This window comes from Pseudomonas sp. BYT-1, from assembly GCF_023611805.1.
GTDB lineage: Bacteria > Pseudomonadota > Gammaproteobacteria > Pseudomonadales > Pseudomonadaceae > Aquipseudomonas > Aquipseudomonas guariconensis.
In genome coordinates this window covers 5,374,937-5,401,553 of record NZ_CP072559.1, presented here as the reverse complement: position 1 = coordinate 5,401,553, position 26,617 = coordinate 5,374,937, and the positions used below count along the sequence as shown (strand labels likewise).

Here is a 26,617-nt window from a genome sequence, read left to right as displayed (position 1 = left end):
TGGATTGCGGGTGATCCTTTTGCCAACAAGCCCTATTCCAAGGGACTGTTCACCATCACAGGTCCAACTGGACGTGATTTCTCTCCGCCTCCGGGGCGCTTCTGGCGTGTCTCTGAGGAAAAGCTGCGTGCTCTCGACGCAGAGGGTCGTGTCTGGTGGGGTCCAACCGGCGATGCCCGTCCCAGCATCAAGCGGTATCTCAACGAGGTGGGTGACTTGGTGCCCCGCACGTTGTGGAAAAAGGACGTGGGCAGCAATCGTAGCTCCAAGAACGAAATGCGGGCTATTTTCTCCGGCTCTTCGTCTTTCGATACGCCAAAGCCTAGTAGCCTAATTGGTCGAATTTTGGACATCGCTGCTGATAGAGATTCCATCATCCTCGATTCCTATGCCGGGTCTGGTACGACCGGACACGCCGTTTTGAAGGCGAACGCCCAGGATGAAGGCACTCGACGTTTCATCCTGATTGAGATGATGGATTACGCCGAATCGCTCACCGCCGAACGCATCAAGCGGGTTGCCAATGGCTACGGCGAAGAGAGCAAGGCAGTGGCGGGGCTGGGTGGTGGTTTCACCTATTACGCATTGGGCGAGCCACTGTTTGTGGAATACGGCAACCTGAACCCTGCTGCCGGAATCGACGCGATCCGTAATTATGTCGCATGGCAGGAAGGGATCGTTGAAGGCACTGGTTCGTCATCTGCTGAAAGCCAGCACCGTTACTGGCTTGGCGAAGCAAATGGTCTGCGAGTCTTCTTCGCCTATGAAGAACATTCCGTAACCACGCTCGACCTTGAGCTTCTGGCTGAACTGGTGAAGGTCGCTGGACCTGTACTGGTTTACGCTGACCAGTTGGCTCTTGGTGAGGACTTCATGCGTCGGCACGGCATTGGCTTCAAGAAAATCCCACGCGACATTGCTCGACTCTGAGGATCTAGAAAATGCAATTGAACACCTATCAGAGTCAGGTCATTGAGGATCTTGAGCTGTTCCTTCGTCGCTGGACCGCTTGTGATGACCCTCAGTTAGCTTATCGCGCTCACTGGGATGCACTGGGCGCGACAAAGATGCCCGGTTATCAGCCAGCTCCGCATGGCGCTCCACAAGTGTGTGCGAAGGTGCCGACTGCCGGTGGTAAAACCTTCATCGGACTCCATGCCGTTTCGAGCATTTTCAGTGCGCTGCAGAAGCGTCAAGGCGATGCTCGTTTGTGCTTGTGGCTTGTTCCGTCGCTGTCCATTCTAGATCAGGTTCTGAGGGCGCTGCGTAATCCAACACATCCTTACCGGCAGGCTTTGAACCGTTTGTTCGAAGGTCGTGTGAGCATCATGGATAAGCGCGATTTGCTGTCCGGTTTCCTTTCTCGGGATGAGGTGGAAGACGGTCTTGTCGTTGCTGTGCTGACCTATGACAGCTTGAAAGCGCGCAACAAGGATGATCGCAAGCTTTACCAAGAGAATAGTGCGCTGGATGACTTGGCGTCCACGGCTGTGGCGGTAGGTGAGGGCGTTGACCCTTACTCTCTGGTCGCCTCGATGGCTGGTTTGAAACCAGTCATCATCGTTGATGAAAGCCACAACGTGACCAGTAGCCTGTCCCAAGACATGCTTCGCAACCTCAGTCCAAGCTTTGTGTTTGAGTTGACCGCCACACCGCGAACTGGGGCGAATATCATCAGCTTTGTAGATGCTCTGGTGATGCGTGACCAACACATGGTCAAACTTCCAGTCATCGTGAGAAACCTCCCAAGCCGAACTTCTGTCATTGCTCATGCCATTGATTTGAGGGCGCGTCTCGAGTCTGAGGCGAAAGCAGAAGAGCAGACTGGTGGTGCATACATCCGACCTATCGTATTGCTGCAGGCTGAAAGCAAAACCAAGGCAGATGCAAAAACCTTCGAGCTGGTGAAGGCTGAGCTGCTAGAGCATGGGATTGCCGAAGATTGGATCAAGATCAAGACTGCGGACAAAGATGAGCTGAGCGGTTTGGACCTCATGTCTACGTCCTGCCCGGTTCGATTCATCATTACCGTGAACGCCTTGAAGGAAGGGTGGGACTGCCCGTTTGCCTACATTCTCGCGACCTTGGCTGATAGGTCATCTGCGGTGGATGTGGAGCAGATTCTTGGTCGAATTTTGCGACAGCCATACGTTCGCGCTCATGGTCATGAACCACTGAACATGAGCTATGTGCTGACGGCTTCCAGCGTCTTCAGTCAGACGTTGGAAAGGATCGTTGTCGGTCTGAACAGAGCTGGTTTCAGCCGTGCAGATTTCAGGACTCCTGATCTCGTTTCGAGCGATTCCAAGTCTGATAGCCAGACCACAAAAGCAGTCACGCCTGAGCCAACAAAACCTCAACCGGGGCTGTTCGTCACGAATACTTCTGCGGGTGATCCAGAACCTTTCGAGTTGGCATCGAGCGGCGGCAGTGAACTGGGTAGTGGTAGTGAGACGACCAGCGACGACTTCCTTGAATCGACATTGGAGGCTGCGCGCCAAGCCAATGCAGAGCTGGTAGCTGCTGCGGCTACCAACGGCGGAAAGCACATCCCCAATGACGTGAGAGGTGCAATGGAACTGTTCTCCCTCCGACCTGAATTCGTTGACGAGATCAAGGAACTCAAGCTACCCCAGTTCTACCGGAAAGCGCCCGCTGGGTTGATTTTTGCTGACGAAGACGGCGGCGTGCTTCTCGACAAATCTCAGTTGCTCGACCAAGAGTTTCGTCTAGCAGATTGCGACGTGAACGACTTTACCGTTGCTCCTGTGAGCGGCGATTTGGTGAAGCTCGATCTGCTTCGTGTGGGTAGCGCGCAGGGTGACTACGAGCCTACGAAAATTCAGTTGAAGGACAACGAGATTCGCAAGCTGAAGGACTACCTGTCCAGCTTGGATTCCGAGGGTAAGCGGCGTCAGCTTACAGGATTGGTGGGTAACTGGCTGGGCAAGATGCCGCCTTTGGCTGAGGCTGATTTGCAGGCATACATCCGCAAGATTCTGGCAAGGTTGAGTGCTGGTCAGTTGGATGAGGTGCTTGAACAGCAACATGCCTATGTTGAGAGCATCAAGCAGCGCGTTCGAAGCGAAATGCTGGGCTTCTCGCGCAGGCGCTTCAAGCAGTGGATCGACCTGAACAAGGTGGACACACGACCCTCCTACCAACTACCAATGGAGATTGCTCCAAGGCAGAAAGCCCCTCTCGCGGCAGAGAATTCTTTGTACGTTCGTGAAGAGAAGGGCAATGGTCTCGAAGAGCGCATGTCCGAATTCCTGTCGGACTGTGAAAACGTCCGGTGGTGGCATAGGAACTCAAGCAGTCGTGGGTTCGCCCTGAACGGTCCGATCAACCACTACCCTGATTTCGTCCTGAAATTGCGCTCAGGTCTCATCATACTGTTGGAGACAAAGGGCAGTGACCGGGATAACTCGGACTCCAGTGCGAAAATCGAGCTTGGGAAGTATTGGGAAAGGTGTGCAGGTCGGGATTACCGCTACCTGATGGTCTTCGAGCATAGCCCCTTGGAAGGTGCGTATTCCTGGGCAGATGCCTGTGAATTGCTGAAAAACCTATAGCCATCAAAGCACTTGAGAAGAAAAACGTCCTGTTGAAATTTGGCTATTTCCTCGGCTACCTGGGGCGCGAACGAGTGTGTGCACTGAAGCGTGGCCAGGTTGAGATTCCCAGCGACTTTGCTGGCGTAGTGTGGACGTCGATGAACGACGACGGTTGGAACCAAGCCTTGAGCCGTGAGCTTCAAGACGGCGGCTACGAAATTGACTGGAACAAGGTGATGCGCGGCTAGCAGGGTTTTGCCTATGTCATTGCCAATAGTCGATGGCACAGGCCGTTGCTCTGAGACTTTGTTGGCCATGGCCTCCGCTCGGAGACACTTGATAGCCCGCCTCACATGGTGGGCTTTTCTATTTTTACTGAAATGCTAAGTGAACAGTACCCAGCTTACCGTTCACGGGGGCGCCATTGTGAATGGTGGGTACCGCCTCATGAAAACGTACACGATGCGTGATCATCACATGTCAGGATAATTGGCTTCCTCTCAACTGTGAACACGCCCGGCGTGTAATCCAGTTTCTCGCTGACGTCTTCGCCCCGTTGAACCATCCATACCAAATGCTGCATGCCGGTAGTACGTATGGGTGAGAAGCAAAAAACTGATTGAATACCTAATGGGTGAGGCTATGCAGAGCGACGACTCAGGCGCCATCACCTTTTTATCCACGGCGATCGCTCAGCCTCGCGATAGCCGATTGAGGCAAGTGGGATCAAGATAGTTAGCAAGCTCTCTTTCGTGATTGCTAAAATAGCCGAACCCATTTTGGACAATCCTATGTCCCGTCTCGCTGAATTTCGCCTGCTCGAACAACAACTCACTGCCCAACTTGCCGCGTTGGAAGCCCTGAAAAATGACTCATCCCTGAAGCAGGAAATGGAATTCGAAACGAAGCTTCGCTCCCTACTAAACGAGTATGGCTACGGCTTGCGCCAAGTGGTGCTGATCCTTGATCCGCAAGCGGTGGCTTCCGCTTCGATTACCCCGAAGGCTCTTCGGAAAGCACGTGCGGTGAAGGTCTACAAGAATCCACACAGCGGTGAGATCGTTGAAACCAAAGGTGGTAATCAGCGCACACTCAAGGCCTGGAAGAACGAGTATGGTGCCGACGTGGTCGAGTCCTGGCTCGCTAGCTAATAGGTGCGGATTCCACGCCATCCGGCCACCCAGTCCACTCTCATCTGGCCAGGCATTCCACGGCCATCTGGCCACCTGTTCCACGGCCATCCGGCCGGGCAGTCGGAGCGCAGCGACGCAGGGGTTGCATTGTTAGTCTGAGGCGCTCGGTGTCGTCAATTTCTTCGTCTGTTTGCGCATCGATTCCCCCTTCAGATTGATCCGATAAGCGTTGTGCACCAGGCGGTCGAGGATGGCATCGGCCAGGGTCGGATCGCCGATCAGTTCGTGCCAGTTGTCCACCGGCATCTGGCTGGTGACCAGGGTCGAGCGCTGGCCGTAGCGATCATCCAGTAGCTCCAGCATGTCGCGACGCTGTTCGGCGGTGAACGGGGCCAGACCCCAGTCATCGAGGATCAGCAGGTCGGTCTTGGCGTAGCTGCTCATCAGCTTGGCGAAGCGCCCGTCGCCGTGAGCCAGGCCCAACTCCTCCAGTAGGCGCGGCAAGCGCAGGTAACGCACGCTGTAGCCCTCTCGGCAGGCCTGGTGGGCCAGGGCGCAGGCCAGCCAGGTTTTGCCCACGCCGGTGGGGCCGCCGATAATCAGGTTGAGGCCGTCGCGTAGCCACTGGCCGCCGCTCAGTTGCAGGATCAGCGCCTTATCCAGCCCGCGCGGGCTGCGGTAGTCGATGTCTTCGAGGCAGGCGTTGTGCTTGAGCCGGGCCTGGCGCAGGCGGCTGCTCAGGCGCTTGTCGTCGCGTTCAGTCAGCTCGCGGTCGACCAGCAGGCCGAGGCGTTCCTCGAAGCTCAGGCTGTCGATGTCCGGGGTTTTCAGTTGTTCGTTCAGCGCCTTGAGCATGCCGTGCAGGCGCAGGGTTTGCAGCTTGTCCAGGGTCGGATGGGGCAGCATGGTGAGTTTCCTTGGGTTCAGTGGTAGTAGCCGGGGCCGCGCAGGTTGGCGTGGTCGTCCGGCAGCAGGGGCAGGTTGGCTTGAGCCAACGGCAGGCTTTCCAAACCCTGGCGCAGGATCGATTCGAGGCTCTTGTAGCTGCACGCACCGAGGCTGAGGGCGCGACGGCAGGCCAGCTCCAGACGCACTTCGCCATGGGTCTTGCCCAGGCGCAGGATGCCCAGGCAGGCCCGGTAGCCGTGAGTCGGGTGGATGCGCCGTTCGAGGATGTGGCCGATCACGCCGGCGGTGTTCGGTCCGGTCTGCTCGGCCCAGCGGATCAGCCGTTGCGGCGTCCACTCGGCGTGCTCGCGATGGCTCTTGGGCATGTGCTCGGCCTGTGTGCTGTGCCGGCCCTTGTGCGCTGAGCGCAGGTGGCTGGCCACCCGCTGATTGGCGTGGAAGCACTCCACCGTGCGCGCTGTCAGGCGTACTTCCAGTTGTTTCTTCACCAGTTGGTACGGCACCGAGTAGTAGTGCCCATCGACCTCGACGTGGTAGTCGATGTGCACCCGCGCCTTCTTCCACTCGGCATGGACGTAGGGCTGCTCCGGCAGTGGGCGCAGCGCTGGACGATCCAGGGCTTCGAAGGCCGAGTGCCGGGAGCCCGGCAGCTTGCGAAACGGTCGTCGGTTGAGCCGCTCCAGCAACCCGGCGATAGCGCTGTTGAGTTCATCCAGGGAGAAGAACTGGCGGTTCCTCAGCGCGGCGAGGATCCAGCGCTCGACCACCTGCACGCCGACTTCGGCCTTGGCCTTGTCGCGCGGTTTGCGTGCCCGCGCCGGCACCACCGCCACGCCATAGTGCTCGGCCAGATCGCGGTAGCTGGGGTTGATGTCCGGCTCGTAGCGATGGCTCTTACTCACCGCGCTTCGCAGGTTGTCCGGCACCACGATCTCCGGCACGCCGCCGAGGAAGGCGAAGCAGCGGGCATGGGAGCCCAGCCAGTCAGGTAACTGCTGCGACCAGGTGGCTTCGGCGAAGGTGTAGCTGGATGCGCCGAGCACCGCGACGAACACCTGCGCCTGGCGGATCTCGCCGCTGTGGCGGTCGATCACCGGCACCGTCTGCCCGGCGTAGTCGACGAACAACTTCTCGCCGACGCGATGCTCCTGACGCATCACCACGTCCAGCCTGCCCTGCCAGGCCCGGTAGTGCTCGCAGAACCAGCTGTACTGAAAGCCTTTCGGCTGGCTGAGGCGATACTCCTGCCAGAGCAGCGCCAAGGTCACGCCGGGGCGACGCAGCTCGGCGTGCACCCAAGACCAATCAGGCAGTGGCCGCTGCTCACTGGGCACCGCCGGCGATGGCGGGAACAGCTGCTGCTCCAACTCCGCATCGGACAACGAACAGGGCCAACTGAGGCCGCTGGCGGCAAAGCGACAGAGGTAATCGCCGACGGTGACACGACCGACCTGCACACTGACTGCAATCTGGCGAGCCGATAGCCCGACCTCGAACTTGAGACGAAGTACTTCGCGAATCTTACGCATGGATAAACGCTCCACGACGACCTCTCTGCTTCGAAAAAGAGGTCGATGGTAGTGAAGAAATCCTGCGTTACTGCCTGCCCGGTTGAGTGGCCGGATGGCCGTGGAATCAGTGGTCGGATACGCGTGGAATGGGTGGCCGGATCACCATGGAATCGGTGGTCAGATGCTCATGGAATGGGTGGCCAGATGACCGTGGAATCCGCACTAATAGGGGTCGAGTGCTTCTGGCACGAGATAAAAAGTGATGCGCCAGAATGACAATTCCCATTTTGGGGCGTGACGAAATTTTTTTGGGGTGGTGGTGACACACTGTTTATGCGCATTAAATAGAGGTCCACTTCAAAAAATGGACGCTCCAAAATGCGTAACGCTCTCATCGCGATATCTGTGAACACCATCGCAAGCCTCCTGACCGCCCTGGTGCTTCACTGGCTCACTCCTCCCCCTCCCGACGCAACCATCCAGCCAATCGCGGCCTCAAGCGCAGTATTGAGAAGCGCAACGTAGCTTCGAAATCCGGACTGCCGCTGGGAGCCGGCCCAACTGATCAGATCCAGTTTTGATCTCGGTCGAGTGTCATCGGTGGCTCACGGTTGGAAATGTCGGACAAGCTTTACCAACCAATTGATCCTTCCCGAACCAGATGGGAATGTCGCTCCAAAAATAGTCCCCACGCCTCGGGCAGGTCTTAGACCGGTACTGCGCACCAGGGGGCTAGTTGTTTCTGGGGGCACCCAGCTCGATCTGAGTATGTTTTAGCTGGGCCTCGAACGGGCGGATGACCGCCACAAGGATCAGTTAGGCCTTACTGCTGCCTACTCTCACTCGTTACCATCCAGAATCCCTCTATTAAAACGGTTTCAGCAAAAATGGATCTTTATAAGCTTCGCATTGAAGACACAGAAAGCAAAATCATCAACAAGGATCGCTTCGAGCAAGATACCCTCCGCAGAGAGCCGTGGTACCAGCCCGGCAGTGCAGACAAGCTAACTCAGTTTGCTGTGTGCCCAGCATGCGACAACCCCATCCAGCTCGTTGGCCTTTATGAGCTACCGTCCAACGTGAAAAACTCATTCGGAAAGCATGCAACGAAGACCATTCTCGGTATCGCTGCGAAATTGCACTCCACTTGACCACATGATTGCATCGGTCCTGACCACTCGTTTGCATTGCACTTGACCTGGCGTTTGCATTCGATCTGACCACTGATTGCATCGGATTTGACCAGCACGTCTCATAACCATGATCGGCAGAGAGCTGCGCATTGCTACCGGTGGCGACAGGCAAAAACCGGGCAGAAACGGACGCTGGCAGTGCTAATGGATAAACCGGCTCTTCGCATTTAAGGGTGTAGCTGATTTCTAAACCCTCCTGACTTCAGCAAGCACCTGGCTATGTAATTGGTTAAATTTCTAAAGCCCAAGGCGGTACCTCGTAAGTGCTCAAGTCGCCCGTTGATAGCTTCTGTTGGACCGTTGCTGGTTCCTGGCCGGTCGAAGTAGGCAAGGATGCTCTCAGCGTATTTTTTCAGCGTTTCCCCCAAGCCTTTCACCTCGATGAGCGCTTTGGGCAAGTCGCTGGCTGTAATGATATTTATGACCTCTTCCATGAGTTTTTTACCACGTTTTCGATCCGGCTCGTTGTAGGCGCTGACCACCCGTTGGTACATGCTCCAGGTGCAATCCACTTCGAGGTGGTGCTCATCTGCAAACAGCTGGAACAGTTGCTTTTTGTTGGCGTCAGACAGGTAGCTGATCCGAGTCAGTAGCGTTCGACGGCTTTTGTAGAGCGGGTCATTTTTACGCCCTCTGCGGCCCAGGATGTCGTGTTGCACACGCCGGCGGCATTCATCCAGCATGTTGCTTGCCCAGCGCACGACATGGAAAGGATCCAGCACGGTTTGGGCTTGAGGCAGGGCTTCTTGCGCTGCAGATTTAAACCCCGTAAAACCGTCCATGGCAATGCTTTCGATCTGGTCACGCCACGATTTGGGGCGACTCTGTAGCCATTGCTTAAAGGCTTGTTTGGAGCGGCCTTCCAGCACATCGAGCAAGCGGGCCGGCCCGTTTTTGTTACGCACGGGCGTAAGGTCAACCACGATGGTGACGTACTTGTCACCACAGCGTGTATGTCGCCAAACATGCTCATCCACGCCCAGCACGGTCACACCGTCAAAACGTGTCGAGTCATTAAAAAGCAGGCGCCGTCCTTCGTTGATAATGGCATTATTAGCGGTGTGCCATGCAACATCAAGCTGGCTCGCAACACGAGATACCGACAGATGATCCAGCACGATGGCAGCTAATGCCCAGCGTATCGCCCCATATGAAAGCTTTGAACGTGGAGGTGCTGCACTGTTTGTATCTTCATGCCAGAAACAGCCGCAAGCACAACGCCAGCGACGGATACGCAGCAGCAATCTGGTTGGTCGTTGTCCGTAAGGTGTGTGAGCAAGATGCCTATCGACAGTACCGCGTGAAACACCAGCAGCCCCGCACTTGGGGCATGGCTCGGGTGCTTTGGTTAAACGACATTCGATGACGGCGCGCTCTGCACAAAGATGTTGTCCAGTGGCAGTCAGGCCGAGGTTATTCAGTTGGCAAAAGCTGGAAAGATCAGGGCTAGAAAAGGTAAGATTGTTCACGTCGGGGGCTTAGTTTTTGTTGGTGTGAGAGCTTACATTTTCTAAGATCCTCGACTCCTTTTCCAGCCGGTCAGATTTTTTCTACACCCTTAAATGCGAAGAGCCGATAAACCTTAATATCCACTGCTAGTAAATGCTGAGATAGGGGGTTGATAGCCCGAACGGGATAGGCAGAGCGATCTCTCCGGCACAAAAGCCGATATTAATCTGCTCCTAACCAGTCACCACACCCCATACGTTTCGCTTCTCAGTTTGTTCGATAGCAAAAGTGATAGGCGCGGTAGCTCATAGGAAGGAGCAAACAGATGAAGTTAGTAGTAATAGGCAAAAATGGATTGCATCCAAGAGAGGCCTATGCTGTAAGTCAGATGGAGGAACACTTTCAAACTACCTGGCAAGCCTATTCGTCTCTGGTGATTACCGATGACCAGGGCTCGATGGAGATTGATTTGCTGATCATCACCAGCGACCGTATTTTGCTGGTGGAGATTAAGGACTGGAACGGCAAACTCACCAGCTATCGTGGTGAGTGGCGAGTCAACGAGAAATCCCGAGGCAAAAGCCCTTTCACCATCAAGAAGGAGCATGCCATACGCATCAGCAAACTGCTGAGCAGTCATCTGCGCAGTAAAATCGGTTACGGCCCCATGGTCGAAGCGCATGTAGTGCTGTCCGGCTCAGCCACTCCAGAGCAGCTACCGCCAAACGAAGCACGCTATGTACACACCCTGGACACTTTCCTGAAGTGATCTTGCCCAGTCCCAGTGGACACCCCGTTAAGCGATAAACTGCAACGAGGTGAATCATGGCAAGACAAGCAACCCCAATGAAACAGACCCGCACCCGCCATTCCCAAGCCTACAAGGACGAAGCGCTGGCTTTGGCCGAGCGCATTGGCGTCAGCAAGGCTGCCGAACAGCTTGGCCTGCATGCTTCCCAGCTCTACGGCTGGCGGAGCAAGAAGCACCAGACTCAGGCCGGCAGCGAGCGCGAGCAGTCGCTGGCCGACGAGAATGCCCGACTCAAGCGGCTGTTGGCCGAGCACGCCGAGGAGCTGGCCATCGTAAAAAAGGCCGCCGCGTACTTTGCCAAGAGCCTCAAGTGAAGTACGCCTTCATGAGGACTCATACCGCGCATTTCTCGATCCAGGCCATGTGTCGCGTGTTGAGCGTTGCCCGCAGCGGTTACTACGCTTGGTGCTCTCGCAGGCCGTCAATGCGCCAGCGGCGAAGAGACGAACTGGATCGGCAGGTCGCTCAGGCATACAGCGCACGCAAGGGCCGCAGCGGGGCTCCACGGCTGTGCCATGACCTGCGGGAAGCCGGCCTACCCTGCAATCGCAAGACGGTAGCCGCCTCGATGCAACGGCAAGGACTGCGTGCCAAGGCCGCCAAGAAGTTCAAGGCCACGACCAATTCTCAGCACTCCCTGCCAGTGGCAGAGAACTTGCTCAAGCAGGATTTCAAGGCATCTGCGCCAAATCAGAAATGGGTGGGTGACATCACCTACCTGCATACGGAGGAAGGCTGGCTGTATCTGGCAGTGGTCATCGATCTGTATTCACGGATGGTGATCGGCTGGGCCATGAACGAACGCATGACGGCCGACTTGGTTTGCGATGCCTTGCACATGGCGCTGTGGCGACGCAGGCAGCCTAATGACGTGATCGTGCATAGCGACCGCGGCAGCCAGTACTGCTCAGCGGCTTACCAGGAGCTGATCTGCGCCCATCACTTGCGATGCAGCATGAGCGCCAAAGGCAACTGCTACGACAATGCCTGTGCAGAGAGCTTCTTCCACAGCCTGAAGGTCGAGTGCATCCACGGCGAGCGCTTCACGAGCCGCGCCCAGATGCGTGAAACCGTGTTTGAATACGTCGAAACCGATTACAACCGCCAGCGGCGACACAGCACGCTGGGGCACATCAGCCCAGAGGCCTTCGAGGCCAGGATGTGTGCTTAAACCCGTGTCCACGGCTGCTGGGCAAGATCACACAGTGTACGAGCTCATCAGTTGCGACGTGGACTTCATCGCTTGTTCCTGGGCGTTGTTGACCAGCGCGGCCTGCTCCCCTTGGAGTGTAACGAGCGGCGCCATCGGTATCGACGGGGCCATACTCACCGGCGTCTCCTGCGGGGTGATCGTCCATGCATCGTTCTGATCGATACGCAACTGAACGGTACCGACCGGCACCTTGAGCCGGCCGCCGGACATGATGCCGACGTAGATCTCGCCGTCTTCCTTGCGAACTACGGGATAGAAGTGCAGCGGCTGGGTGACGATCAGGCTCGGCGTGCTCTGATCACCTGTGGTGACCATCATAGTGGTCTTGTCAGTGAATTCGTCGATTGTGGCCATTGCCTTCTAGGTTTGCTGCTCAGTGGCGCATCCTGCGACGGATAGAGCGACACAGAGTGTTGCGGCGATCCGTTTCATTCCTATCTCTCTGGTCTATTTGAGACGATTGTGTCAGGGTGCCACCATACCCCTGCAGGGCTGCCACAGCCACCGTATCGTCCGGGCTTGATACCCAGAGTTCCTGATACGCTGTACCTGGCTATTCCTGCGCTGAGCCATGACTGTCCGGCTGTAGAGCCACGGGCAATGCGCCAGATCAGTGCTCCTACGTCGTCTACCAGGCCGCGTTCAGCTTCCTCACCTAAGATCCAGTCGACTCGCGCGGAGAGCCTAGGGGATCGAGCGAGAGGATTTACTCAATGCTGACAGTGCAGCCTCAAGGTCCATGTGTTCAGCTTCTTGAGCAACTTGAGCGAGGAGGTCCCTAGCTGATCGGTTCTCCTTAAGGGCATAGCTACCTATCATCAGCGTTACCGGATGCACTCCTAGCACCGGCGCGATCGTGTCCAATTTCTGTATGGTTGGAACGTATCGGCCCCGCTCCAGCGTGCTGATATAGGTACGGCTGCTCACAGTCGCGAAATCTTCCTGGGTCAGTTTTTGCTTGACTCTCATCCACTGCAAAATCCGGCCGAATGCGCTTTTCAATTCCACTTTGCATGTTCCACAAAAGGAACGATAAGGCACCCGACGAACAGTATATGACTACAATGTATGCTGTTCATTTGAGAGGGAGTCGGTATGTTTATCACCAACCGATGGGCAGAAGTGGATCGTTCACACGCCTGGCTGGCTGAGGATCAGCAGGCTTGGCATTTCGTAGAGCAACGGCTTTCATCGCCTTGGATCCACATCACGGTCACGAGGGCGCGGGGAGAAGACACATGTATCGAGGTCTTTTTCCTGGAGGACATGCGGGGCCTGGAACGATTCACACGGATGGCCCTAGAGGGCACAGCACAGCTGTCCTTGCAGATTGTCACTCCAGGATGGATGAATGGCAGCGGCGAGTGGTCAATGGAGCCCTTGGAGGCTATTCATGAAAGCGACGATGGCTTGCACAGATGTTACACCGTTCAGAGTGGGCGGCGTTATTACCTGCCTAATAGCGTTGATTGCCAGCAACGTTCATTCAAAGAGCTTTTCCGAAGAGAATAGAGGCTTTGTCAGGTTGTGGCATCTCCAAAATACCGTCTTGGATCGATCGCGTCCTCCGTCATGAGCTGAGCAGCTTTGATGATAATTTGAATCAGCCGATTGTTCTCCGCACGCGCTTTCTCAAGTTGCGTTTCGAGAGCAAAAATCCTGGCGCAGCTGTCTTTTCGTCCTTTCTTTTTTATATTTAGAAGGTAATCCTGGGTAGTAGCATATAAAGATCGGATCTCCTCGTCTCTCCATAGAGTCTGGCGACTGACAGCGACTTTCTGCGCAAGTCCACTTTGTGTGAGCGGCCCCGTAACTCGACCCTCCTTATAATCGGCAAGAATAGACCTCGCACGCTCCTTCCATTTTTTATCCTGCTTCACGATGATACCTGCTTAGATTTCGAATATGCATTCAAAGCTGCCTTGCAGCTCCTAACCATATCGCAAACAAACAAAACGTGCTGATCGAATTCATGTGTGCTGTCGAGTTCGGACTCGATGCTGGCTGTTATATCTGTTCGGTTGTCAAAAATCACCTTCATAATTCGCTCATACTCTGTGAGTAAGGTCTCAATGGCTGCCCTTGCTTCTAGATCATCAGGGTTCAGATGAAATGATTTGCACCCTGCTTCCGTGCCGAACCCTCTTACGCACATGAGGCCTCGATCACAAGGGCTAATGTACAACTCCCGTGAGCATCCGCCCCATGGCGTTAGATTTAAAATGCTCAGCTTCTGAATGATCATATCTTCAATTAGATCATCAGCGACTTCCTCCTCGCGCCATCGGATGACTAATTTTCCCAAAAAGTCTTCGGGTGGCTCATCGGTCAAGTATAACGACCTCACATATTCTGCCCGTTCTTTAGCGGTCCGATAGTCATATTGACGACTCTGGCGTGGAGTACGTCCCATCCAGAGATCCACCGCTGTCTCAGAGGGACCGGCGCGTAGGATCGCCGTGGTAACCCAGCGTCGGATCTGGTGGGGAGTGATGGAAAATATCTTCCCGTTTCGGTCCCTCAAATCAAGGCGTTGAAAAATAGTTTTTTTTGACGAGTTGTTTGAAAGGTAGTTATAAAGGTCCGCCCTGAAAAGCGGGCGCGGGATAATACCTTGCTGTGAGACCGAATTAAATTGGTTCTCCCAGATAACAATTAGGTTGTCGCTGAGTTTGTTAGGGTAGCCCTTGCTCGAAAATTTTGCATGATAAGGTGCTTCTTCGCCATCATCGGGCATAGCAAATTGTTCGTCAAAGTGGCGTTGCAAATGGAATCTGTACTTTTTTTCTAGAGCTCGTTTGAATAATCTGATGTCTATGGCCAGGGAGGGAACCCCCGCTCCCATCCCTCTCCTAGACAGCATGAGTTCTCTAATGCGAGCCCATTCTCTTTTAATGTCGAACAGCTGCACGTATGAGGGCAGGGCACCAGGCTTAAATAGCCCGCTTTTGACCATCCCCTTGAGAAATATTCGAAGTTCGTCATTAAACCACTTGCATTTGTTTACTGATGAGCGAGATGAGTTGGTGTGAATCCCGATATCAAGCACAGAGACACTATAGCAATTCTTTTTGTACTCATTAAGGTAGTTCGACCAGTCCCACTTGCTAATTCGGTCGTCTATCCAGGCCGCAAAGCGTGCAGCTGTTATTCTAGGAAGTTCAATTGCAGAGCTGTAAAACCGCCCGCCGCTGCAAAGCTCTTTAGCTGATATCGCAAAGCAACTCGTTAATTCCTCTACAAAATAGTGGTGCTCTACGGTTAGGTCCAGCGATGTGAGCTGATCTTTAGCTCCGGAGTCTAGTGGATTTTTTTCTCGGTAGGTGGTGAGTATTTTATCTACGAAGGAGAAACCATTCGCTTCGATATCAAGGGCTCGATCTCTTGCATCACGGCAAAACTCCAGTAAATACGCATAAGCTTCTGTGAGTGGAGTGCTCCATAAATCTGCGACTGGTACGGCGGCTGGTATGAGGTTTTTTTCAACAGGGACCCGCACGAAAGTTGTATGAGTATCATGGTCCTGGAAGAGGCAATTTTCCGGTAAGTTTGTGATTTCACCCACCCTCAAGCCGAGCGCCATGCCGAAGCAAGTCGCTTCCAGACGTACTCTGTCGAAGCCATTGATTGGCTCTAGGCTCGGATCGTTCTTTATAAGGCATCGGGCTTTCGCGATGCCCTCGTGTAAGTCAGGAGAGAACAGGGTTTCTTCTCTGTGTCTGAATTGTTGAGACGTGAGCTCAAGGTTGCTGTGGGTCGGGTTAGGTACGCCAGTCTTCCACTTGATGAATCTTTCAAGGAACCGAAGCGGTACTCCGCTACTGGTTATACTGAAGTTGTTGAGGAAGTTTAGAAAAGCCTTTAGGGCGTTCGCTCTATGGTATACCGTAGCCTCCGAGTGATCTTGCCTGATTGAGTCCACGGTGGTGTCAAAAACCTTGCGTGTTATGTCGCTCCATTTGACGTCATGGTTATTCATTACGGCCGAGAGGCGTCTGACCGCTGCCATTCGTCCGATGACCAGGGTGGCCGAAGGACGCCTAAGCATTTCATGGGCGATGAAACAGCGAGCCAGCTTTCCCGTCACTGTCGGAAGAGCGGGCTGATCTTCATGTCGTTTTTGCACAGAGCAGAGTGACGTAAATGGGATATTACTCGATCTGTATTGCCATACCTTACCCTCGAAATCTCCGGACACTAGTCCACTCGATTTGAGGTCGTTAAACTGTTTTCGTGCAAGCTCATAACGTTCATCGAGAACAGCCATTGATACGCTCAATTGTCTAGCTCCTTCACGGCAATTAGAATTGACTTGGCGCCGTGTATTGCAGCTTCGACTTGTTGAGCCATGGCGCCACTAGAAGAGCTTCCCAACATTTGTTGAAATCTAGTGATGTCAGCTAGAGCGGCTTCATGGTCTGCGTGACGGCTGGGCCTGAATTTGGAACATGCATAGCATGTAACAGTAGGGTGAAAAGGGCATGGTTTTTTCGAGCTGCATAATCCCAAGCTGCTTATAGGTGATAATGCAGATCTGTCAGCAGTATCCTCCATGAACCTTCCGCACCACATCTCAACTGCCGCATTGATTTCCGGGCTAGCCATGTGAGTGGTGTTAATGAATTCTTGAAGTTCAAGGTTGTAGCGAAAATAATGCTTTATGGAATTTAGATTTATATGATCGAGAGCTTCTGCTACCTCGTCAGGAGACGCCCCAGAAAGGACCATGGAGGTTCCTTTGGTTCTGCGAAGCCGGTACGCAGAAATACGCATAAAAGGCGCGGCTTCTCTAGGGGACTTGTGAGGATCAAGCAACTGAAGCTCCCAAGTAAGCGAGGTTAGCTCATAGCTCAAGCGTCGATTATCTTGATGTAATGTGAAGGGGGTCAGTCTTGGATTGGTTAGAAATCGCACGAGACGGGGTTCAGTTCTGAATGGTGCTGGAAACAATGGTATGGGCAGTTGAGGGACGCTGATACCATGCGTTACGCATAGCTTTTCAATTAACCCCGATGCAGCTTTGCATTGGTGCTCAGCTAAGGCGCACTGTTGCTGAACAGCTTCCGCTGTATCGTTGGAAATGTAGCGTTTCTTCAAATTACTGGGGTGTCTCCTAAGCCTTGAACGTCGAATTCCTTTCACGCTTGGCACCATGACGAAAGGGCCGTTCTCGTCAATACCAAAATCTTTGACCTGCATGAGCGCTAGCTGAATTGGGCGTATTCCCCAATCCCGACAAAGGAGAAACATCGTGCGTTGTACATGCGATACATGCTTACTTGTGAAAATACGCATTTCAATGTGCGTTAACTGTACCCGAGTAAAAGGTCCGAAGTCATCGTCTCGCATCGTGACCAAGTGCTTGTTATCAAATGCCTTTACAGTTAACTGAGAAAGCTCAAGGCTATCATGCTCATTGAATCCTGAAACATCCTCGTCCAGGCACCATCGATAGAACACTCGGAGGGCAACTAAGTCGTCGTTGCGGCCGGATGTTTTTAGGCGGATGCATTCGCGTACAGCAAAGGATGATAGCCGATCTCCAATAGTCTCTGCATCGTCACCCGGAAACTCATGAGCGGCTAAGATTCGCTGCACGAGGATCAGCGGTCTAAGGTCAATGTGGGTTTGAATTCGATCTATAAACCATCCTCTGAGAAGCCACTCCACTAACAAATTCTCGTGAAGTTGGTGGCCCCAGGAAATATTCATCGGGGCACACCCGATGATTTCGATGGTCATCTTTTCGAGCCATCCAGTATTGTTGCGAATCGTTATGGTCTGGCCGAAAGTAGATTGCACCCGAAAAGGGAAATCGTCAGTCTCGATGCCGAATCTACGTTCGACCTCTGTGGTCAAATCAGTCGGAGAATTAGTCATCAGTTTTCTCTCGTGGAAGTGTTCTGTCAGATGTCCTTAGTATTTCTCCGAGACGATCAGATATGGCTTGTCGAGAGTACTTCTGAATGCTGTCGCTGTTCGGGCTCCAGCCTCCCAGATACGCAAGAGCATCTCTGATGTTGAGGCTGGGTGCATCGCTTTTTTCAAGCTTTTTGCGGGCGTCGTTTGCACCTGTTGTTCTCAAACCATGCGGGTGAAGGCGGGTTGAGAAATTGGATAGGCCAAGGCTACTAGCGACGGTTCTGAGAATCGTGTTCACTGTTCGTGCTGACATTCGTCTGCCGTCACGGGAGCTGACAAATAGTGCGGTACAAGGCTGTTTCGGCTTGAGCAGCCTCGGTCGATGGTCGCAAAGATACTCATTCAGCATCGCGGCCAGCGATACAGATATCGGAACTATACGTCCGCGTGTCTTTAGGCTCGCCCCGTCTCTTCGTCGCTCCCTATTGATATCGTTCGGCTGCTTAATACGAATGGTTGCAGAGGGGCCTAGATCAAGATCGTTCAACTCAATCAGTACAACTTCGCCACGTCTGGCAAGTGTTTCCAGCATGACCAAAAAAAGGCAATAGTTACGGACCTGGATTTTTACGCTCTTGAAGGGATTTTTCGAGCTGCTCGGGTATAAAACTTTTTTGAGTAGAGCTTCTTCGTCTGCATCGAGTGGAGTGGAAGGTCGGGAGGGTTCAGACTGTTGCGCGATCTTAATGACTTTTTTACTAAGGTTTCGGAGGTTTTTATTTTTGTTTTTTTCAGCTTGGCTCTGCTCCTGCAGACCCAACCGATTGAGCTCGATGTAATGATCAAACGAAAAATCTATGAATGATTTGATGGATTCGAGCCGTCGCGTGCAGGTCGACTGACTCGCTTCCGCACCGCGCCTGGTTGAGCATAGGCGCTCAGCCAGCATTGTCAGCTCCGTTGAGCTGAAAACGGCCAAGCGTTCAAGCTTTCGCTCCAGGGGAGAGTCTCGGCTGAGGGCCCACTCGTACGCGACAGCAACGTCACGAAGGTAGCTCTCAACGGTGTTGAGGCGCGATTTGTGAAGCAAATCCTCGGCCCAGAGGTTTGCTAAGATCACCGGAACCCCCTCCACCAGCAGATACGGCCTGAGGCCGCTGGAAGCAGTCCGGATCATTCGGATTTCGCAGCAAGGCACGTCGGGCATCGGAAGCTCCACGTCTGCAACGTTTCCAAACATATACCATAAGTGCCACAACCATCCGTCAGGCCATAGCGAGCCCAGCGAGGATGACGTGCACATGACGCTGGTGCTCAAACGGGCATTGGCGTTGATCGATGTGCGGGTGCTCGATCATGTCATCGTCGGGGACGGTGAGCCGCTGTCGATGATCGAGCAGGGGTGGTTCGAGGCCTAAGGCTGCTTTATGGCCAGCGATGGGGCGCAAAGCGCCCCGGCCAATGACTTAGCGCGTGACGGAAACCTTGCTGAAATCCAATCGCCCGAACGGGCTCACTTGGTAACCCTCCACACCCTGGCGCAGCAGCGTGGCTGCAGTCGGATGGGCCAGTGGCAACCACAGTGCCTGCTGCTGGATCAGCGTCTGCGCCTGTTGATACAAACGGCTGCGCACGCTCTGGTCGTTAGTGGTGCGGCCGGCGCTGATCAGCTGATCCAGGCGGTTATCGCAAAAACGCGCGAAGTTGGTACCGGACTTGACCGCCGCGCAGGAAAACTGCGGGGTGAGGAAGTTGTCCGGATCGCCGTTGTCGCCGGCCCAGCCCATGAACAGCAGATCATGCTCGCCAGCCTTGGCCCGGCGGATCAGCTCGCCCCATTCGATCACGCGGATCTCAGCCTTGATACCGATCTTCGCAAGATCCGCCTGGAGCATCTGTGCGCCCAGGCTCGGGTTTGGATTGAGCAGGCTGCCTGAGGGGCGGGTCCAGATCGTCGTGGCAAAACCGTCCGCAAGCCCTGCCTTGGCCAACAGCGCCTTGGCTTTTTTAAGGTCCATGGCGTAGCCAGGCAAGTCCTTGGCGTAGCTCCAGGTGTTGGGCGGGTAGGGGCCATTGGCCGCGATGGCGGTGCCTTCGAACACGGCCTTGAGATAGGCGGGCTTGTCGAAGGCCAGGTTGATGGCCTGGCGCACCTCGGATTTGTCCAGCGGTGGGTGCTGGCTGTTGATGGCGACGAACGCCGTCATGAACGCCGGGACACTTGCGGTCTTGAGATTACCGTCCTTGCCAGCTTCGGTGATATCCAACGGTTTGGGCGAGAGGGCCACCTGGCATTCGCCGCGTTTGAGTTTCTGCAGGCGTACGTTGGCGTCTGGGGTGATGGCGTAGATCAGCGGGTCGACGGCGGGCTTGCCCGCGAAATAGTCGGGGTTGGCGCGATAGCGCACCACCGCGTCCTTCTGGAAACGCTGGAACACGAACGGTCCGGTGCCGACCGGCTGGCTGTTGAGCTTTTCCGGGGTGCCGGCCTTGAGCAGCTTGTCGGCATACTCGGCGGAATAGATCGAGGCGAAACCCATGCTCAGGGTCGCCAGGAAGGTCGCGTCCGGGTGGGTCAGGGTGAAGCGTACCGTGTGCGGTTCCGGCACTTCGATCAGCTTGATCAGGCTGGCCAGCTGCAGCGATTGGGCATGCGGGTACCCTCCAGGCGCTGTCTTGTGCCAGGCGTGGGCGGGGTAGAGCATGCGCTGGAAGCTGAACAGCACATCGTCGGCGTCCAAGTCACGGCTGGGTTTGAACCAGGATGTGGTATGGAATTTCACGCCATTGCGCAGCTTGAAGTCATAGATCAGGCCGTCATCGGACACTGTCCAGCTTTCAGCCAGGCTGGGCACCACCTTGCCCTGGCTGGCATCGAATTCCACCAGACGATTCATCAGCACATCGGCCGAGGCGTTGGTGGTCGTCAGCGAGTTGTACTGGACGACGTCAAAGCCTTCGGGGCTGGCCTCGGTGCAAACGGAGAGGGGCGCCGCCTGGGCGAGGCCTGCGGCGAACAGGGAGGTGAACAACAACGATAGGGCGGCGACACGCATGGTGACTCCTTGACTGATCCGGGGCCCATCTGACTGTGCAGCTGAGGAAAGGTCCTACCCTAGTGTGCGCATTGATAAATGGCCACCTTCTTTTTCGCCTGCCCGGCGACGAGCGGTCGACAGCACGCCAGCCTTGTCGCTATGCTGGCCGGGCGCGCTCGGCCCTATCAGGATGCGTATCTTCTGTTGTTGTGGTCGAGTCTTTCTGGTATAAAGCAGCGCTCTTTTCTAGGGGCACGGTCTGTCGCGCAAGCCGATTCGGTCGATAGGACCCCCGGAAACACGGCGCCTGGCGCCATAGACTGAGAGATTAAGCGGCCAACCCATGCCGGGTTGGGCATGTGGTTTTAGAGGGCTGAGGCATGTCGAGAGTCTGTCAAGTTACCGGTAAGGGTCCGGTAACCGGGAACAACATTTCCCACGCAAACAACAAAACCCGTCGTCGTTTCCTGCCAAACCTGCAGCACCACCGTTTCTGGGTTGAGTCCGAGAAGCGTTTCGTGCGTCTGCGCGTTTCCGCCAAGGGCATGCGTATCATCGACAAGCGCGGTATCGATGCCGTTCTGGCCGACATCCGTCGTGCTGGCGCCAAGGTTTAAGGGAGAACATCATGCGTGAATTGATCCGTCTGGTTTCGAGTGCCGGTACCGGCCACTTCTACACCACCGACAAGAACAAGCGCACCACTCCGGACAAGATCGAGATCAAGAAATACGATCCGGTCGTCCGCAAGCACGTGGTCTACAAGGAAGCCAAGATCAAGTAATTGATCGGCAACCTGAAAAAACCCGCTTCCTCGGAAGCGGGTTTTTTTATGTCCGGCGTTCAGGGCGGAAGAGGAAACTTTCGATGATGCCCTTCACCTGCGACTCTTACTTCTGTTCGAACATGACGTAGATCTTGCGGCAGGGCTCCAGCACTTCCCAGGTGCCCTTGAAGCCGGCCGGGATGACGAACCGATCGCCGGCGCGCAGGGTCTTGGCATTGCCCTGTTGGTCGCGCAGTACCGAGACACCCTGGGTGATCTCGCAGTATTCGTGCTCGGTGTAGTTCACCGTCCACTGGCCCACCTCACCTTCCCACACGCCGGCGGCGAACTGGCCGCAGGGGCTGGAATAGTGGTTGTAGACCGCCTGGTCGGGCTCGCCCTTGAGGATTTTTTCCGCCGCTGGACGGTAGCGTTCGGCCTCGGTGAGTGCCTGAGCGAAGTCGATGATGGTGCCGATGCTCATGGTGATTCCCTTTTGTTGTTTAATAAAATGCACATCAGTAGGCGTTTAGGCCTTTCGTGTCAAATATATTGATAGTTTCCACCGGCTGGTTTAGGGTGTCGGGTGCCAGTGTGCGCTTGTCACCCGGCCAGAATTATTGACACGCCGTGATGTCCTCAGTACGGCGTTGCACCTTAACAAGAGGAGGAGTTTCGTATGACCACCCTGACTCGTGCGGATTGGGAACAGCGTGCCCAGCAACTGAAGATCGAAGGTCGCGCCTTCATCAACGGCGAATACACCGATGCCGCATCCGGTGAAACCTTCGACTGCCTGAGCCCGGTGGACGGACGCTTCCTGGCCAAGGTTGCCAGCTGCGATCTGGCCGACGCCAACCGCGCCGTCGAAAATGCCCGCGCCGTGTTCGAATCCGGCGTCTGGTCGCGCCAGGCTCCGGCCAAGCGTAAGGCTACCCTGATCCGCTTCGCCGACCTGCTGCGCAAGAACGTCGAAGAACTGGCCCTGCTGGAAACCCTGGACATGGGCAAGCCGATCGGTGACTCCTCCACCATCGACGTCCCAGGTGCCGCCAACGCCATCCATTGGACTGCCGAAGCCATCGACAAGGTCTACGACGAAGTCGCCCCGACTCCGCACGATCAGCTGGGTCTGGTGACCCGCGAGCCTGTGGGCGTGGTCGGCGCGATCGTGCCGTGGAACTTCCCACTGCTGATGGCCTGCTGGAAACTCGGCCCGGCCCTGGCCACTGGTAACTCCATCGTCCTCAAGCCATCGGAAAAATCGCCGCTGACGGCCATTCGTATCGCCCAGCTGGCGATCGAAGCGGGCATCCCGGCAGGCGTGCTGAACGTGCTGCCAGGCTACGGCCACACCGTGGGCAAGGCCCTGGCCCTGCACATGGACGTCGACACCCTGGTGTTCACCGGCTCGACCAAGATTGCCAAGCAGCTGATGGTCTACGCGGGCGAGTCGAACATGAAGCGCGTCTGGCTGGAAGCCGGCGGCAAGAGCCCGAACATCGTCTTCGCCGACGCCCCTGACCTCAAGGCCGCCGCCGAAGCCGCTGCCAGCGCCATCGCCTTCAACCAGGGCGAAGTCTGCACCGCAGGTTCGCGCCTGCTGGTCGAGCGCTCGATCAAGGACAAGTTCTTGCCGATGGTGGTCGAGGCCCTGAAGGCCTGGAAGCCGGGCAACCCGCTGGATCCGTCGACCACCGTCGGTGCTCTGGTGGACACCCAGCAAATGAACACCGTGCTGTCGTACATCGACGCCGGTCACCAGGATGGTGCCAAGCTGCTCGCGGGCGGCAAGCGTATTCTGGAAGAAACCGGCGGTACTTACGTCGAGCCGACCATCTTCGACGGCGTGACCAACGCCATGAAGATCGCCAAGGAAGAGATCTTCGGCCCTGTGCTGTCGGTCATCACCTTCGACACCGCCGAGGAAGCCGTGGCGATTGCCAACGACACCCCGTACGGCCTGGCGGCTGGCATCTGGACTGCCGACATCTCCAAGGCCCACAACACCGCTCGTGCCGTGCGCGCCGGCAGCGTGTGGGTCAACCAGTACGATGGTGGTGACATGACCGCGCCGTTCGGTGGCTTCAAGCAATCGGGCAACGGTCGTGACAAGTCGCTGCACGCACTTGAGAAGTACACCGAGCTGAAAGCGACCTGGATCAAGCTGTAATCCAGCGGGCCGCTGGGCGGCCCTTTTCGTGGGTGACCGCTCCCACAGGATTCGTAGGAGCGGTTACCCACGATGGGCTGCGCAGCAGCCCTGAAAGCAACTAGCCGGGCCGGCCCATGCCGTCCCGGCTTTGTCGTCTTTGCTGTTCAAGATCTGCCTGGGAGGCTGTCATGCGTTGGGGAACCTATTTTGCCGTGCTGGCGTCGGTGCTCAGTGTCGGGCTCGCGCTCGGCGTGAGCATGCCGCTGGTGTCCTTGCGCCTGGAGGGCTGGGGCTACGGTGGGTTCGCCATCGGCGTGATGGCCGCGATGCCCGCGCTCGGTGTGCTACTCGGGGCCAGCCTGGCCAGCCGCCTGGCGGGTTGGGTCGGTGTGCCAGCGGCGATGCGCCTGTGCCTGTGGGGCGGTGCGTTATCGATCGGCCTTGTAGCCGTGCTGCCCAGTTATGCGCTGTGGCTGGCATTGCGCCTGGTGATCGGCATGGCCCTGACGGTGGTGTTCATCCTGGGTGAAAGCTGGATCAACCAACTGGTGGTCGAGCAGTGGCGCGGTCGGTTGGTGGCGCTGTATGGCAGCAGCTATGCCCTGAGCCAGCTTGCCGGCCCCTTGGTGCTGGGGTTCTTGGGCTCGGACGATGACTTTGGATTCTGGGCCGCCACAGCGCTGCTGCTGTTCGCACCCTTGCTGCTGCTGGGCCGCGGCGGTGCACCCAGCACCGAGGCATGCAGCGTCACCTTCGGCGACCTGTTCGGGTTTTGCCGGCGTCTGCCGGTGATCGCCTGGGCCATTGCGCTGTTCGCTGCCTTCGAGGCGATGATCCTGACCTTGCTGCCGGTGTACTGCCTGCAGCAAGGGTTCACCGCCGAGATCGCATTGTTCATGGTCAGCACCGTGGTGGTGGGCGATGCCGTGCTGCAGCTGCCGATCGGGGCCCTGGCCGACTACATGTCGCGGCGGACGCTGTTCAGTGGTTGCGCCTTGACCCTGCTCGTTTCGAGTCTGGCCATTCCGCTGACCTTGCACACACCTGCGATCTGGCCGGTCTGGGTGTTGTTCGGGGCCAGTGCCGGCGGGCTTTTCACCCTGTCGCTGGTGCTGATCGGTGAGCGCTACCGGGACGATGAACTGGTGCGCGCCAACGCGCATGTGGCGCAGCTGTGGGGCATCGGTTGCCTGCTAGGGCCGCTGATCGCTGGCGCCGGCAGTCAATGGATCAGTGGCCATGCATTGCCGTGGCTGATGGCGGCAGGGGCGGCGGGGTTGGTCGTGTTGACTCGCAGGCGCGATGCCTTCGAGCCTGCTTCGGCCTGATAGCGAGTTTGTAGCCGATTCGCGGGCCACAGGTGCGGCGCTATAGCGCTGCTTGAATTGTGGGCAGGGTTCACCTGCGAACGGGGCGGCGGCTCACAGCATCTTCTCCAGCCCCACCGCCTTGCTGATCCAGGCATTGAATCGCCGCCACAGCCCGCCTGGCTCGGAGGTGAGCAGGCGGCGTTTGCCGTTGTCCTCGGTCACCCACACCAGTTTGTCCCCCACCAGCTTGGCCTGATAGCTCAGCGCTGGCGCCATGCCCTGCACCGCAAGATCACGGGTGTATTCGGCCAGCTCGGGGCTGTCGACCAGCACGCCGACCTCGGTGTTCCACAACACCGAGCGTGGGTCGAAGTTGAACGATCCGATGAAGGTCTTGCGTCGGTCGAAGACGATGGCTTTGCTGTGCAGACTGGAATCCGAGCTGCCATACAGGCGCAGGCTGCGGTAAGCGCTCGGGTCACCGGGTTGGCGGCGCAGTTCGTACAGCTGCACGCCGTGCTCGAGCAGGGCGCGGCGATAGGGGGCATAGCCGCCATGTACCGCTGGGACGTCGGTGGCTTCCAGGGAGTTGGTCAGCAGCTTGACTGACGTACCGGCATCGGCGCGGCCGGTCAGGTACAGCAAGCCCGATTCGCCCGGTACGAAGTAGGCCGATACCAGGATCAGCTCGCGGTGCACATTGGCAAGCTCCGGTGCCAACTGCTGGGTCATCAGCAGGTGTGGATCCGGCTCGCCTTGGGCCAGTACCTTGCTAGGTGAATCCCAGAGGGCCTTGCTGTGGGCCCAGATCAGCTCGTTGCGCCACGCGTCCAGCCGTGGATTGGACTGGTAGGCCATCAAGCGGTCGTACAAGGCTTTGTGCTTGACCCGCGCTTGCGCCAGTGAAATCTCCAGGCGCTTGCGGCTGGCCCGCAGGTCGTTGGCATCCGGCTGGCGCCAGAGAAAGTCGCCGATCGGCAAGCTCAGGGCGCTGTTCCAGTACTGGTCGAAGCTGTGGCCGAGCTGGTCGGCCACTGGGCCTACGCCGAGCAGATCGATGTCGGTGAAGTTGAGGTTCGGCTCGGCGTCGAAGTATTCATCGCCCAGGTTGCGACCGCCGACGATGGCCATGCTGTTGTCCACCAAAAACAGCTTATTGTGCATGCGCCGATGCTGGCGCGACAGGTTGAACAGCCGGCCTACAGCGCGGGTGGCGCCGGTGCTGCGCCCCAGGTGCAAAGGGTTGAATACGCGGATCTGGATGTTGGGATGGGCAGCGAGGGTGCCCATCATGGTGTCGAGGCCGTCGCTGGTGGTGTCGTCGAGCAGCACGCGCACGCGCACGCCGCGGTCGGCGGCGCGCAGCAGCTCGTGGACCAGGGCTCGGGTGCTCAAGCCATCGTGGACGATGTAGTACTGCAGGTCGATGCTCGCCTGGGCGTTGCGGATGAGCTCGGCGCGGGCGCGAAAGGCCTCGTTGCTGTTGGGCAGCAGGCGAAAGCCCGAGCGCCCGTCATAGGGCGCGGCCTGGCGCTGGACGGAGCGGCCGAACGCCGATTCGCTGGCCGGCAGCGTCTGGCTGACCTGGCGGGGCGTACTGACGCTGGCGCAGCCCGACAGGCCAAGCAGCAGCGCCAGCAACAGTGGCAGAGCTCGCTGGAGTCTCAAGTGAAGAACGTCCTGTACAGCAAAGGCTTTATGGTTTGGACC

The 26,617-nt window shown here is 56.6% G+C and carries 23 protein-coding genes and 2 pseudogenes; 13 read left to right on the top strand and 12 right to left on the bottom strand.

Features of this window, described 5'->3' with window-relative positions; translation table 11 throughout:
• The first annotated feature begins 207 nt into the window (after nucleotides 1-207).
• From J5X93_RS25345 to J5X93_RS25330, 4 genes are all read left to right on the top strand, one after another.
• Nucleotides 208-930: a DNA methyltransferase gene (locus J5X93_RS25345; protein ID WP_349815814.1), complete on the top strand. Its 723-nt coding sequence runs from the start codon at nucleotides 208-210 to the stop codon at nucleotides 928-930.
• 11 nt (nucleotides 931-941) lie between these two features.
• Nucleotides 942-3,575: a DEAD/DEAH box helicase gene (locus tag J5X93_RS25340; RefSeq protein ID WP_100413063.1), complete on the top strand. Its 2,634-nt coding sequence runs from the start codon at nucleotides 942-944 to the stop codon at nucleotides 3,573-3,575.
• Entirely contained in the window at nucleotides 3,557-3,805 is a 249-nt protein-coding gene (locus tag J5X93_RS25335; RefSeq protein WP_100413062.1) for a TIR domain-containing protein, read from the top strand. The genes J5X93_RS25340 and J5X93_RS25335 overlap by 19 nt, the downstream gene beginning before the upstream one ends.
• 543 nt (nucleotides 3,806-4,348) lie before the next feature.
• Nucleotides 4,349-4,708 carry a histone-like nucleoid-structuring protein, MvaT/MvaU family gene (locus J5X93_RS25330; protein ID WP_100413061.1) on the top strand — a complete coding sequence of 120 codons (360 nt, stop codon included), beginning with the start codon at nucleotides 4,349-4,351 and terminating at the stop codon, nucleotides 4,706-4,708.
• Nucleotides 4,709-4,840: 132 nt separating this feature from the next.
• On the opposite strand, the gene istB is transcribed toward J5X93_RS25330, so the two are convergent.
• The gene (gene istB, locus J5X93_RS25325) at nucleotides 4,841-5,596 is read right to left on the bottom strand and encodes an IS21-like element helper ATPase IstB (RefSeq protein WP_250034212.1); all 756 of its coding nucleotides are present in this window, start codon (nucleotides 5,594-5,596) and stop codon (nucleotides 4,841-4,843) included.
• A gap of 17 nt (nucleotides 5,597-5,613) precedes the next feature.
• Complete coding sequence (gene istA / locus J5X93_RS25320; protein WP_218816148.1) at nucleotides 5,614-7,128, bottom strand: IS21 family transposase; 1,515 nt, start codon at nucleotides 7,126-7,128, stop codon at nucleotides 5,614-5,616.
• An 869-nt stretch (nucleotides 7,129-7,997) separates the two neighbouring features.
• Between istA and J5X93_RS25315 the strand changes: the two are divergent.
• Nucleotides 7,998-8,240, top strand: a pseudogene (locus J5X93_RS25315) (hypothetical protein); the annotation flags it as partial.
• 230 nt (nucleotides 8,241-8,470) lie between these two features.
• Here J5X93_RS25315 and J5X93_RS25310 read toward each other — a convergent pair.
• Complete coding sequence (locus J5X93_RS25310; RefSeq protein WP_011920678.1) at nucleotides 8,471-9,772, bottom strand: ISL3-like element IS1411 family transposase; 1,302 nt, start codon at nucleotides 9,770-9,772, stop codon at nucleotides 8,471-8,473.
• A 305-nt stretch (nucleotides 9,773-10,077) separates the two neighbouring features.
• Between J5X93_RS25310 and J5X93_RS25305 the strand changes: the two genes are divergently transcribed.
• A complete protein-coding gene (locus J5X93_RS25305) occupies nucleotides 10,078-10,521 on the top strand; it encodes a nuclease-related domain-containing protein (RefSeq protein ID WP_250034211.1) in 444 nt (147 codons plus the stop codon).
• Between the two features lie 56 nt (nucleotides 10,522-10,577).
• Nucleotides 10,578-11,734 (top strand): IS3 family transposase gene (locus J5X93_RS25300; RefSeq protein WP_155738431.1). Its coding sequence is split into 2 segments (ribosomal slippage): nucleotides 10,578-10,836 and nucleotides 10,836-11,734, totalling 1,158 coding nucleotides; the frame shifts between segments, so codons are not numbered across the junction.
• 27 nt (nucleotides 11,735-11,761) lie between these two features.
• Here the strand turns inward: J5X93_RS25300 and J5X93_RS25295 are convergent.
• Nucleotides 11,762-12,130, bottom strand: coding sequence for a hypothetical protein (locus J5X93_RS25295; protein ID WP_250034210.1), 369 nt, complete (start codon nucleotides 12,128-12,130; stop codon nucleotides 11,762-11,764).
• Nucleotides 12,131-12,460: 330 nt separating this feature from the next.
• Nucleotides 12,461-12,784 carry a helix-turn-helix domain-containing protein gene (locus J5X93_RS25290; RefSeq protein WP_100412841.1) on the bottom strand — a complete coding sequence of 108 codons (324 nt, stop codon included), beginning with the start codon at nucleotides 12,782-12,784 and terminating at the stop codon, nucleotides 12,461-12,463.
• Between the two features lie 87 nt (nucleotides 12,785-12,871).
• Here J5X93_RS25290 and J5X93_RS25285 point away from each other — a divergent pair, with 87 nt between their 5' ends.
• Nucleotides 12,872-13,288 carry a hypothetical protein gene (locus tag J5X93_RS25285; protein WP_100412840.1) on the top strand — a complete coding sequence of 139 codons (417 nt, stop codon included), beginning with the start codon at nucleotides 12,872-12,874 and terminating at the stop codon, nucleotides 13,286-13,288.
• Nucleotides 13,289-13,296: 8 nt separating this feature from the next.
• On the opposite strand, the gene J5X93_RS25280 is transcribed toward J5X93_RS25285, so the two are convergent.
• From J5X93_RS25280 to J5X93_RS25265, 4 genes are read right to left on the bottom strand one after another with little or no spacing between them, the layout of a single operon-like run.
• Nucleotides 13,297-13,656, bottom strand: coding sequence for a hypothetical protein (locus J5X93_RS25280; protein WP_100412839.1), 360 nt, complete (start codon nucleotides 13,654-13,656; stop codon nucleotides 13,297-13,299).
• Nucleotides 13,653-16,043, bottom strand: a complete 2,391-nt coding sequence (locus J5X93_RS25275) for a site-specific integrase (protein ID WP_174823989.1) — start codon at nucleotides 16,041-16,043, stop codon at nucleotides 13,653-13,655. The genes J5X93_RS25280 and J5X93_RS25275 overlap by 4 nt, the downstream gene beginning before the upstream one ends.
• Before the next feature lie 8 nt (nucleotides 16,044-16,051).
• Nucleotides 16,052-17,656: a site-specific integrase gene (locus tag J5X93_RS25270; RefSeq protein ID WP_233097289.1), complete on the bottom strand. Its 1,605-nt coding sequence runs from the start codon at nucleotides 17,654-17,656 to the stop codon at nucleotides 16,052-16,054.
• Nucleotides 17,649-18,845: a tyrosine-type recombinase/integrase gene (locus J5X93_RS25265; RefSeq protein ID WP_100412847.1), complete on the bottom strand. Its 1,197-nt coding sequence runs from the start codon at nucleotides 18,843-18,845 to the stop codon at nucleotides 17,649-17,651. Before J5X93_RS25265 ends, J5X93_RS25270 begins: the two co-directional genes overlap by 8 nt.
• Before the next feature lie 46 nt (nucleotides 18,846-18,891).
• Here J5X93_RS25265 and J5X93_RS25260 point away from each other — a divergent pair.
• Nucleotides 18,892-19,056, top strand: a pseudogene (locus tag J5X93_RS25260) (JAB domain-containing protein); the annotation flags it as partial.
• A gap of 48 nt (nucleotides 19,057-19,104) precedes the next feature.
• Here the strand turns inward: J5X93_RS25260 and J5X93_RS25255 are convergent.
• Nucleotides 19,105-20,694 (bottom strand): ABC transporter substrate-binding protein, encoded by a 1,590-nt coding sequence (locus J5X93_RS25255; protein ID WP_250034209.1) that lies wholly within the window; start codon nucleotides 20,692-20,694, stop codon nucleotides 19,105-19,107.
• Nucleotides 20,695-21,056: 362 nt separating this feature from the next.
• On the opposite strand from J5X93_RS25255, the gene rpmB reads away from it, so the two are divergent.
• On the top strand, nucleotides 21,057-21,293 hold the full coding sequence (gene rpmB, locus J5X93_RS25250; protein WP_043212989.1) for a 50S ribosomal protein L28: 237 nt from the start codon (nucleotides 21,057-21,059) through the stop codon (nucleotides 21,291-21,293).
• Between the two features lie 11 nt (nucleotides 21,294-21,304).
• Nucleotides 21,305-21,460, top strand: coding sequence for a 50S ribosomal protein L33 (gene rpmG, locus J5X93_RS25245; RefSeq protein ID WP_003253507.1), 156 nt, complete (start codon nucleotides 21,305-21,307; stop codon nucleotides 21,458-21,460).
• Nucleotides 21,461-21,566: 106 nt separating this feature from the next.
• Here rpmG and J5X93_RS25240 read toward each other — a convergent pair whose 3' ends face one another.
• Nucleotides 21,567-21,926: a cupin domain-containing protein gene (locus tag J5X93_RS25240; RefSeq protein WP_043212991.1), complete on the bottom strand. Its 360-nt coding sequence runs from the start codon at nucleotides 21,924-21,926 to the stop codon at nucleotides 21,567-21,569.
• Between the two features lie 195 nt (nucleotides 21,927-22,121).
• Here J5X93_RS25240 and J5X93_RS25235 point away from each other — a divergent pair, with 195 nt between their 5' ends.
• Together J5X93_RS25235 and J5X93_RS25230 are read left to right on the top strand one after the other, a co-directional pair.
• Nucleotides 22,122-23,615 (top strand): aldehyde dehydrogenase, encoded by a 1,494-nt coding sequence (locus J5X93_RS25235; RefSeq protein ID WP_043212993.1) that lies wholly within the window; start codon nucleotides 22,122-22,124, stop codon nucleotides 23,613-23,615.
• A gap of 170 nt (nucleotides 23,616-23,785) precedes the next feature.
• Nucleotides 23,786-24,925, top strand: coding sequence for an MFS transporter (locus J5X93_RS25230; protein WP_043212996.1), 1,140 nt, complete (start codon nucleotides 23,786-23,788; stop codon nucleotides 24,923-24,925).
• 93 nt (nucleotides 24,926-25,018) lie between these two features.
• On the opposite strand, the gene J5X93_RS25225 is transcribed toward J5X93_RS25230, so the two are convergent.
• A complete protein-coding gene (locus J5X93_RS25225; protein ID WP_070572138.1) occupies nucleotides 25,019-26,575 on the bottom strand; it encodes a phospholipase D family protein in 1,557 nt (518 codons plus the stop codon).
• Nucleotides 26,576-26,617 lie beyond the last annotated feature (42 nt).